This window comes from Prevotella sp. HCN-7019 (assembly GCF_037890215.1).
GTDB lineage: Bacteria > Bacteroidota > Bacteroidia > Bacteroidales > Bacteroidaceae > Prevotella.
Genome location: NZ_JBBKBO010000008.1, coordinates 130,802 through 141,512 on the forward strand (window position 1 = coordinate 130,802; position 10,711 = coordinate 141,512).

Here is a 10,711-nt window from a genome sequence, read left to right on the forward strand (position 1 = left end):
TACCAATATAAATATTTTATATACATAAAATCATCATTATTATAAATCCCAATAAAAATCCTGCCACGACCTTCCAACTTATATTTTTAACATACCAGCCAATATGCAACCGTTCCATTTTCATAAGTGCAAGTCCACTCATTGAGCCAGAGCAAAGAATATTACCACCAGCAGCAGATGCATAAGCTATAACCTTCCAATAAAGCCCATTCTGTATATAAGGAGAAACTTCATTAGGTATCATAAATTGAAATGGTGTCATAATATCTACTTCACGGAGAGAGATCATACTCATTGCTGTAGCAAAATTATCCAAAAACGAACTTACAACACCTGAGAAAAATCCAATCACCCAAATATTATTAATGTTTTTATCTAAAAATGACGTAAAATCAGCTATTGCTCCAGTTTCGCGTACAACACCCACAACAAGCATTATCCCCATAACAAACAATATCATTTGGATAACACCATATTGAAGTGCACGTGGAACACGCCTTTGTACGATATCGGATGTATCAATAGATCTTCTGTTAACAATTTCATTAACAACCCATAATATGGCCAAGACACATAAAGCTCCAATAAAAGGACTTAATTTTGTTATATTATGAAATGTCGGTATAAACCACAGTCCGCCAATACCAACAACAAACATAAGTACTTTTTGCCACACCTTCAAATTTGCGTCATCTCCACGATATGGCATTGTTATCCATTCCGTATCAAGACGTTCTGGTAAAGAACGACCAATCCACCAGACAGGCAGACACCAAGCAGCCAAACAAGGTAATGCCAGAGATAAAGAATAATTTGTAGCTGTTACCAATCCGTTATTCCACAAGACCAAACCTGTTGGATCGCCAATAACCGTTAACATACCTCCACAATTTGCAGAGATAACAACAGCACATCCAAGAAGCATTCGTTGCCTACGGTTTCTCACAACAGCATGCATCATTGTTAACACCATTACGGTCGATGTTAAATTATCCAAATTAGCAGATAAGACAAAAGTAAACACCGATAATACCCACAACATTTTCTTACTATTGTGAGTACGCAGATATTGGGATATAAAATCAAAACAGCCGTTGTTTTGTAATATCTCAACAATTGTCATGGTCGCAAGAATAAATAGAACTATCTCCGAAGCTTTGCCAACATATTTAAGAAATATATTTTGAGCAATAAACTGTTTTATCATGCTTCCAGAAGAAGATTCTCCTCCTAAAAAAATCATATATTCTTCTGGATGCTGTTCCATTATATATTCCCTGCCATTACCAATATACAACATCCATCCCAACGTGCCTATAAATATAGCCACTGCTGTTTTATTTATATTTGTAAGTCTTTCTGTTGAAATCAAGCAAAAACCCACAAACAATATGGTAACAATAACGATTGTCATAAACTGAAAATATATTTGCAAAGATACGCATTATATATTTAATCTGCAAAACCGGATCTGACAAATTTAACACGTTTAACAGTACAATCCAAAAGCCTATCATCGTAGCCCCAATCATGTTTTTATATAAAACCACACCTTAGTCATATATTTTATTTATATTTGCAGAAATAAAAATATATCTTAGTAAAATTATTTCATTAAACTACAATGAATAAAATACAATTACCCAAACTTTCCAAGCCCTTAATTAGTTTCATTATTACATCATATAACCTACCAATAGAAATGGTAAAAGATTGCATCAAGCATCTACTTTCCCTTTCTCTGAGTTTAAAAGAACGGGAGATAATCCTAGTAGATGACGGCTCCGACGTTTCTTTTATAAATGAGATAACAGATATAAGAGACAATATAATATATATTCGTCAAAAGAATCACGGTCTTTCTGCAGCTCGCAACATTGGCATAAGAATTGCCTCAGGCAAATACATCCATTTTATTGACGGAGATGATTTTATAATCCCTGTTCCATATGAGCACTGTCTTGATATTGTGCGTTATAACGCTCCAGACATCGTTATTTTTAAAAGCACTGATAAAATAAAGACAGCAACACCGTTTTCATATTCCAAACCGATTAGTGGAAGTATATATATGAAAAATAATAATTTACGAGCTTCTGTCTGGAGCTATATATTTAGAACGGATATTTTGGGGGATTTGAGATTTGAATACGGTATAACACATGAAGATGAAGATTTCACGCCGCAACTTTTCTTAAGGGCTGAAACAGTCATCTCAACCAATGCAGAAGCGTACTATTATCGGAAACGCAACAATTCGATAATCAACAATAAAGAAAAATTCCACATCTATAAACGTTTAGCCGATTTTGAAAATGTTATATTCCATTTACAATCATTATTGGACACCATCCCTGAGACAGACAAACCGGCTCTAATGAGACGAATTTCACAATTATCAATGGATTATATATATAATATAATAAATCTTACACACGATCGCAAATATTTAAACAATGCGATAAACCGTCTTGAAAATCATCAATTATTTCCTTTATCAGACAAAGATTACACAAAAAAATACATGTGTTTTAGAAAAATTATAAACAACAAGACTCTACGCAATATATTATTTACTATTACAACAAAATGAAAATTCTTTTAATTGGCGAGTACAGCAATGTACACTGGACATTAGCGGAAGGGCTGAGACATCTTGGACACACTGTGACAGTTTTATCCAACGGTGATTTTTGGAAAAATTACAATCGTGATATTTCACTAACAAGAACAAACTCAAAAATAGGAGGAATGATCTACACAATGAAACTTATAAAACTTCTTCCTAAAATGACAGGATATGACATCGTCCAAATCATCAATCCTATGTTTTTTGAAATAAAAGCGAAGTGGATATTTCCAATATATAAGTATTTAAGAAGTCATAATAAAAAAATTATTCTTTGTGGCTTTGGAATGGACTATTATTGGGTTAAGACATGTTGTGACACGATGCCTTTAAGATATAGTGATTTCAATATCGGCACACACCTCCGTAATAATAAAGATGCAATAAAAGAACGACAAGATTGGCTTGGAACCCCAAAAGAACATCTAAATAAATATATAGCAAACGACTGTGATTCAATTGTTACTGGTCTTTATGAATATTATATATGCTATAAACCGTATTATTCCGATAAAACCACATTCATACCATTTCCTATAAAATTAGAACACGGGCAATGCAATACATATATAAAAAATAAATCTGTTTACAACCGCATAAAAATATTTATTGGTATCAACAAAACTAGAAATGAATATAAAGGTACTGACATCATGCTAAAAGCAGCAGAACAGATATCTAAAAAATATAGCAATAAAGTAGAACTGATAAAGGCTGAATCAATCCCATTCAAACAATATGTAAAACTAATGATAGATTCAGACATCCTACTTGATCAACTATATAGTTACACACCAGCCATGAATGCTCTGCAAGCAATGGCAAAAGGAATTATATGTGTAGGTGGAGGAGAACCCGAAAATTATGAAATATTAAATGAAAACAGATTAAAACCAATAATAAACGTTCTACCCAACTATAATAGTGTTTATGAAAGCCTCGAAAGACTTATATTACATCCCGAATTAATTCCAATATTGAAAAAACAAAGTATAGAATATATAAAAAAACACCATGATTATATAAAAGTCGCACAACAATACGAGTCTCTTTATAATAAAATAACGCAATAAAAAATACGTTAAAAACGTATTCTCTTTACTTTTTTTTTTTTATCTTTGTTCTGTATAAATTCCGATAATAACCAATGAAACAAAGGATATATTTACTGATCATAGCATCATTCATTACATTATGTGTATTATCACAAGTGCGTAAAACAAAACAACCAAACAAAACTAAGACGACAGATATTGAAAATACTGCCGCAGATATGGCAAGCATTCTATATGAAGAGATGCTTCCAAATACTCAAAAAGTATTTATAATAGACAGTATTGTTGTTAATTACAGCCAGGTGTTAAATGCAATACCTTTTCCTAAAGACTATGGCACGATACTACCATACAACAAATTTTTCAATACTCAAAAAGAAACCGATACATATGTTTATGTAAATGGATTTGGTAATAAATGTTTTTATTCCGAAATGTCTGCAGACAGCACATACAGACTATACACAAGAGACAAGCTGAATGACAGACAATGGGGTTCTCCACAACTTCTTGAGGGATTTGATATACCATTTACCGAAATAAATTACCCATACATGACATCTGACGGCGCAACACTTTATTTTGCAGCAAAATCAGAGGAAGGACTTGGGGGATATGACATTTATGTTACAAGTTATGATACAGAAACTGGTAAATTCCTAAAAGCAGAAAATATCGGTCTTCCATTTAATTCTGATAAAGACGATATTTTATATATTGAGGACGATACGGACGGGATTGCCTGGTTTGCCAGCAGCAGAAGACAACCAGAAGGAAAAATATGTATTTATACAATTGCATTAACATCTACACGAAAGAATTATAATAGCGATATTGATGAAAAAACACTTCGCAACTATGCAGCTATTACAAGTATAAAAGACACATGGGACTCTACAGAATCAAGACAACAAGCAATGTCTAAAGTTCAAAAAGCTATTTCTAGGGCAACAAAAGAAAAAACCACAAAATCTTCCATATGTTTTATTCTAAACGATGACGTTGAATATACCGATTTAAGCAATTTCTCATCTGAAAAAAACAAACAACAGTATCAAAGTATCATAAAAAAACAGAAACAACTAGATAACACAAACGAACAATTAGAGCAATTACGTTCAAAATATCACCATGCCACAAAAACAGAACAGAATAGCCTTTCTTCTCAGATTTTAAACGCAGAAAAATCTCAAGAAAATCTCATACTTTCTATAAAAAATGAAATAAAAGAACTGAGAAAAAGCGAGAATGAACAAATAAAAAAATAATCCTCTTAAATATATTATTATGGGAAAGAAATTTTTTGAAGAATCTGAACTTATTATAAATGCAGACGGTAGTATATTCCATCTGCATATTAAACCGGAACAACTCGCCCATAAAATAATATTGGTTGGAGATCCCGGACGTGTTTCATTAGTAGCATCTCATTTCAATGAAATAGAAAGTGAGGTCGAAAGTAGAGAGTTTCGTTCTATTACAGGGCGTTACAACAATAAACGCATTACTGTAACATCAACAGGTATTGGCTGTGATAACATTGATATCGTAATGAATGAAATTGACGCACTTGCTAATATTGATTTCAATAGCCGTCAGGAAAAAGAAAATTTTACAGAACTAGAAATCGTTCGCATCGGCACTTGCGGAGGATTGCAACCCCACACACCAATTGGAACATACATTTGCTCCGAAAAATCCATAGGCTTTGATGGTCTTTTAAATTTTTATGCAGGCCGTAACGCAGTCTGCGATCTAAAATTAGAACGTGCATTATTAAACCATCTTGGATGGAGTGGTAATATGTGTGCACCTGCTCCATATGCAATAAACTCAGACAAGGAACTGGCAGATCGAATTTCTGGGAATGATATGATAAAAGGTATAACGGTTGCATGCGGAGGCTTTTTTGGACCACAAGGTAGACAATTACGTTTGCCTTTAGCTGATCCCAATCAGAATGAAAAAATAGAAAGTTTCAGATATGATGGAATGTGCATAACCAATTTTGAAATGGAAAGTTCGGCTCTTGCTGGTCTTGCACGACTTATGGGGCATAAGGCAACAACAGTATGTATGGTAATTGCTAACAGATATGCCAAAGAGGCCAATACTGGTTATAAAAATAAAATTGACGACTTGATAACAAAAGTATTAGACCGCATATAAAATACATCTACATAATAATGACAGTATACAAATAAACCATTTCCTAATAATGAAAACTTGTTTTATACTGTCATTATATTGATTATTTCTTAATAAATGAGCAGAAACAGTAAAAACAGCTATTCACACATTCTGAAATATACAGGACTGTTTGGTGGCATACAGTTTCTCAATCTTCTTATAGCCCTTGTCCGCAACAAGTTTGTCGCCTTGATATTAGGTCCATTAGGTATGGGACTTATATCATTGTTCAATTCTACAATAAGTCTTGTGTCCAACACGACAAACCTTGGAATCTCAATGAGTGCCGTTAAAAACATAGCTGAATCATACGAAAGTAAAGATAGTATCAATATATCCAATACCATAAGTATGATACGCTCATGGAGCCTTATCACGGCTGTTGCCGGCATGGTATTGTGTATTCTGGCAAGTCCACTGTTAAATACCTTCACATTCACATGGGGTGACCACAGAATACATTTCATATGTCTCTCACCTATAGTTGCCCTTATGGCGATCACGGGGGGAGAAACCGCAATTATGAAAGGAACTGGACATCTTAATGCTCTCGCAAAAATATCCATAATAAACGTTATTATTGCCCTTATAACATCTATTCCAATATACTATATTTTCGGTGAATCAGGCATAATTCCATCTCTTATCATAATTTCTTTTGCACAGATGCTACTTACGATACGTACGTCTTATAAACTGTTTCCTCTAAACATATCAATGAAAAAAGAAACATTGCAAAAAGGGTATTACATGGTAAGACTTGGCTCTGCATTTGTCATTGCCGGTATCTTTGGAAGTGGTGCAGATTTCATCATACGATCATTTCTCAACACTACATCATCTCTCGATACCGTCGGACTATATAATGCCGGTTATATGATGACAATGGTATATGCCGGTATGGTTTTCACAGCAATGGAAACAGACTTCTTTCCAAGACTATCTGCAGTAAACACCGATATAAAAAAACGCAATATAATCATAAATCGTCAAATTGAAGTGTCACTACTGCTTCTTTCTCCCATGCTTGTGACATTCATTATAAGTTTGCCGATTTTGCTACCTTTATTATACAGTAACAAGTTCATTCCGATAATAGATATGATACGAATCACAATCATTGCCATGTACTTCCGCACAATAAAACTCCCTATAGCATATTTAACTTTGGCAAGAGGAGATTCAAAAGCATATCTGTTTTTAGAAGCTAGTTATGACACTATTGTGATAATTCTAACCATCATTGGTTTCACCTTCTACGGTCTTGTCGGCTCAGGATACGCAATAACAACAACATGTATAATTGATGTATGTATAATAATTCTGTTTACATACCATAAATATAAATATGTTATATCGATGCCTGTCATAAGATACTTTCTAATTCAGTTTCCTATAGGAATTGTTGCCATGCTTACAATGTTTATTGACAATAAAATCGCGTATTGGACAATTGGAATAATTCTGATATTTACAAGCTCTATCATATCCATAAAAATACTTCAGGGCAAGACATCGTTTTGGAACAAATTGATATCAAAATTCAAATCTACAAACTGAAGATGTGTCAAGTATCTATTCTTGTTGCAGTATATAACTCTGCAAAATATATAAGACGATGCATAGATTCTCTTTTGGGCCAAACACTCAAAGATATACAAATTATATGTATTGACGACTGCTCTACAGATGCTTCTTTAAAAATTCTCAATGAATATGCAGCAATAGACCAGCGCATTAAAGTTATTTCACTAAAAGAAAATCACGGACAAGCACATGCACGCAATGAGGGACTTAAACAAGCAACAGGAAGATACATTACATTTGTTGACAGTGATGACTGGTTATCTATAGATGCACTGCAACAAAGTGTGGATGTTTTTATGAAAGATGTCCATACTGACACCGTATTGTTTGATGTTGTGATATACAACAGTACTACAACCGAGGAAAAAATATATGTCATGCCACCATTCTGCCAAATGACCGGCAAAGAAGCATTTACAGCCAGCCTCACATGGAAGATTCACGGATGCTATATTACAAAAGCTGATATTCATAAGAGATTTCCTTATGACGAGACATGCAGAACTTATAGTGATGACAACACCACACGACTACATTATCTCAACAGTCGCAAAGTCGGACGCTGTAAAGGAAAGTATTACTATTTTCAAAATCCGGAATCCACAACACACATAATATCTGTAAGACGTTTCGATCATATCAGAGCTAACGAAAGCATGAGAAATCAATTGCTAAAGTTAAACATTGAAAGCAACATCCTGAATCTATATGAAAAAACGAGATGGCTGGTACTTGTAGATACATACATGTTTTATTTCTACAACCGACACAAACTAACTAAAACAGAATGCATATACGGACTAAAAAACATGCATCACATATGGAAAAGCATTGACACAAAAGAACTTCCACGCTCATTAAAATACAAATTCGGATATATACCATTTAAATATTCTTGGAATCTGTTCCGCATTCAGGAAGAAATATATTTCCTACTTAAATCATTATTTGCCTTAAAGAAATAAATATCCTACATTATCTATTCGACAGAGGCAGAGCCAAGTAAATATCATATACAACGAGATTTTCTGTTCCTTTCATACTACTTATAACCTAACACATAAGCTATTTGTCACATGAAAGGAATTAAGAAACAGGCCTTCATGTATCTCCACTTTTGTGAAATATATATTTTTTACGTATCTTTGCCTTGCTAAAAATATGCAACAAGAACGTACCTACATAGCAATTGATCTGAAATCTTTCTACGCATCTGTAGAATGCGTGGAATTGGGACTGAATCCACTAACCACCAATCTTGTTGTGGCAGACGCTTCTCGTACAGAAAAGACAATATGCCTTGCCGTCTCGCCATCATTGAAGAAATATGGTATAAGCGGACGGGCCAGATTGTTCGAGGTAATGCAACGTATAACCTTAGTAAACAACGATCGTAGACAAAAACTTGCTGGTAGAAAATTCACAGGAAAATCCACTTCTGCCAACGAACTAAACTCGCATCCGGAGTTTGAGGCTGACTATATAATCGCCGTACCACGTATGGCACATTACATAAAATATAGTACACGTATATATGAGATATATCTGAAATATATTGCAGAAAACGACATACACGTCTACTCCATAGACGAAGTGTTCATGGATGTTACCAACTATCTTAAATACTATAAGATGTCAGCCCACGAACTTGCAATGACAATAATACGCGACGTACTGAGCCAAACCGGTATCACAGCAACCGCAGGCATCGGTACTAATATGTATTTATGTAAAGTAGCCATGGACATCGTTGCAAAACACATACCTGCAGACAAAGACGGTGTACGAATTGCAGAACTAGACGAAATGACATACCGACGTAATTTATGGAGCCATGAACCCCTCACAGACTTCTGGAGAGTAGGACGTGGCATCGCACATAAACTCGAAAAATACGGTATACGAACAATGGGACAGATTGCCAGATATTCCATAGACAAAGAAGAACTGTTCTACAGATTATTCGGAGTAAATGCAGAACTGCTGATAGACCACGCCTGGGGCTGGGAGCCATGTACTATAGACATGATAAAAGCATACAAACCGGAAAACAACTCATTATGCAATGGCCAAGTACTCAATTGCGCTTACGATTACAAAAAGGCACGCGTAGTCTTAATGGAAATGGCTGACGCAGCCTCATTAGATCTATTTGATAAACATCTTGTAACCGACCAGATAGTTCTCACCATAGGATACGATACTGCAAGCATAGACGATCTATACTTCAGAGAATCATATCACGGAGAGATTGTGACAGACCGTTACGGGCGCAAAATCCCCAAACACGCTCACGGAACCGTCAATATAGGACGTTTTACATCATCTCCATCCTTAATATCAGAGGCTGCTACAAAACTTTATGACAAAATTGTCAATACAAATCTACTTATACGCCGACTGAATCTTACTACAAATCACGTTATAGATGAAAGAAGTATCAACCAAAAAGCTACACCAGTAGAACTAGACCTGTTTAAAGATCACGAACAGATAGAAAAAGAAAAACAGGAAGAGAATACGAAACGGGAAAAAGAACGCAGAATACAAAAAACACTACTTGAGATAAAGAAAAAATATGGGAAAAACACCATATTGAAAGGACTAAACTTTGAAGATGGATCTACAGCGCGACTGCGCAATAACCAAATTGGAGGACACAAAGCATGAAATACAATTATGACGACATAATAAATCTGCCACACCATGTTTCGAAAAAACATCCACAAATGTCTATGCAAAACCGTGCAGCACAGTTTGCTCCATTCTCCGCACTGACAGGTCACGAATCTGCCATACGGGAAACAGCACGACAGACTTCCAGCCTGATAGAATATGACAACGATCATGCCGAGATCTTGGACAGAAAAATACGAATAATGCTACATAAACAAGACATACATACAAGTATGTCTATAACTTACTTCAAACCAGATAAGACTAAAAACGGTGGCTGTTATAAGACAATAAACTCAACAATAAAAGAAATAGATAAAGTTAATAATGTCATTATACTGACTAATGGAGAACAAATACCTTTCACACACATATATGACATAGATATTAATACATCAAACATGTATAAATAACACTACTACAACATAATAAAAATCAGAACTATATATTTAGATACATTCGAACTATAAAAAATATTTCCAAAAATAATTCTCAGAATAGAAATACTGAAACGACAAAAACACATACAATATCCATATATTCATCTATGGAATTATTCCGATATAACATGATC

9 protein-coding genes are annotated in these 10,711 nt (G+C 34.5%); 8 read left to right on the forward strand and 1 reads right to left on the reverse strand.

Annotation, left to right across the window (positions count from 1 at the left end; translation table 11 throughout):
* Positions 1–16 precede the first annotated feature (16 nt).
* Positions 17–1,414 carry an SLC13 family permease gene (locus tag WKT13_RS10835; protein ID WP_340323882.1) on the reverse strand — a complete coding sequence of 466 codons (1,398 nt, stop codon included), beginning with the start codon at positions 1,412–1,414 and terminating at the stop codon, positions 17–19.
* A gap of 210 nt (positions 1,415–1,624) precedes the next feature.
* Between WKT13_RS10835 and WKT13_RS10840 the strand changes: the two genes are divergently transcribed.
* The 8 genes from WKT13_RS10840 to WKT13_RS10875 all read left to right on the forward strand — a co-directional run bounded on the left by WKT13_RS10840 (position 1,625) and on the right by WKT13_RS10875 (position 10,550).
* Positions 1,625–2,593 (forward strand): glycosyltransferase, encoded by a 969-nt coding sequence (locus tag WKT13_RS10840; protein ID WP_340323883.1) that lies wholly within the window; start codon positions 1,625–1,627, stop codon positions 2,591–2,593.
* Positions 2,590–3,702: a glycosyltransferase gene (locus WKT13_RS10845; RefSeq protein WP_340323884.1), complete on the forward strand. Its 1,113-nt coding sequence runs from the start codon at positions 2,590–2,592 to the stop codon at positions 3,700–3,702. Before WKT13_RS10840 ends, WKT13_RS10845 begins: the two co-directional genes overlap by 4 nt.
* Before the next feature lie 74 nt (positions 3,703–3,776).
* Positions 3,777–4,952: a hypothetical protein gene (locus tag WKT13_RS10850; protein WP_340323885.1), complete on the forward strand. Its 1,176-nt coding sequence runs from the start codon at positions 3,777–3,779 to the stop codon at positions 4,950–4,952.
* Between the two features lie 19 nt (positions 4,953–4,971).
* Positions 4,972–5,853: a nucleoside phosphorylase gene (locus tag WKT13_RS10855; protein WP_298617964.1), complete on the forward strand. Its 882-nt coding sequence runs from the start codon at positions 4,972–4,974 to the stop codon at positions 5,851–5,853.
* Positions 5,854–5,949: 96 nt separating this feature from the next.
* Positions 5,950–7,434 carry an oligosaccharide flippase family protein gene (locus WKT13_RS10860; RefSeq protein WP_340323886.1) on the forward strand — a complete coding sequence of 495 codons (1,485 nt, stop codon included), beginning with the start codon at positions 5,950–5,952 and terminating at the stop codon, positions 7,432–7,434.
* Positions 7,395–8,426 carry a glycosyltransferase family 2 protein gene (locus WKT13_RS10865; protein WP_340323887.1) on the forward strand — a complete coding sequence of 344 codons (1,032 nt, stop codon included), beginning with the start codon at positions 7,395–7,397 and terminating at the stop codon, positions 8,424–8,426. Before WKT13_RS10860 ends, WKT13_RS10865 begins: the two co-directional genes overlap by 40 nt.
* Before the next feature lie 196 nt (positions 8,427–8,622).
* Positions 8,623–10,131, forward strand: a complete 1,509-nt coding sequence (locus WKT13_RS10870) for a Y-family DNA polymerase (RefSeq protein WP_340323888.1) — start codon at positions 8,623–8,625, stop codon at positions 10,129–10,131.
* A 59-nt stretch (positions 10,132–10,190) separates the two neighbouring features.
* Positions 10,191–10,550 (forward strand): hypothetical protein, encoded by a 360-nt coding sequence (locus tag WKT13_RS10875; RefSeq protein ID WP_340323889.1) that lies wholly within the window; start codon positions 10,191–10,193, stop codon positions 10,548–10,550.
* Positions 10,551–10,711: the final 161 nt, after the last annotated feature.

Excerpts from the sequence above, each read along its gene's own strand:
- WKT13_RS10875 (WP_340323889.1), top strand. The coding sequence starts at position 10,191 with ATGTCTATGCAAAACCGTGCAGCACAGTTTGCTCCATTCTCCGCACTG.
- WKT13_RS10860 (WP_340323886.1), top strand. The coding sequence starts at position 5,950 with ATGAGCAGAAACAGTAAAAACAGCTATTCACACATTCTGAAATATACA.
- WKT13_RS10855 (WP_298617964.1), top strand. The coding sequence starts at position 4,972 with ATGGGAAAGAAATTTTTTGAAGAATCTGAACTTATTATAAATGCAGAC.
- WKT13_RS10850 (WP_340323885.1), top strand. The coding sequence starts at position 3,777 with ATGAAACAAAGGATATATTTACTGATCATAGCATCATTCATTACATTA.
- WKT13_RS10840 (WP_340323883.1), top strand. The coding sequence starts at position 1,625 with ATGAATAAAATACAATTACCCAAACTTTCCAAGCCCTTAATTAGTTTC.
- WKT13_RS10835 (WP_340323882.1), bottom strand. The coding sequence starts at position 1,414 with ATGACAATCGTTATTGTTACCATATTGTTTGTGGGTTTTTGCTTGATT.
- WKT13_RS10870 (WP_340323888.1), top strand. The coding sequence starts at position 8,623 with ATGCAACAAGAACGTACCTACATAGCAATTGATCTGAAATCTTTCTAC.
- WKT13_RS10845 (WP_340323884.1), top strand. The coding sequence starts at position 2,590 with ATGAAAATTCTTTTAATTGGCGAGTACAGCAATGTACACTGGACATTA.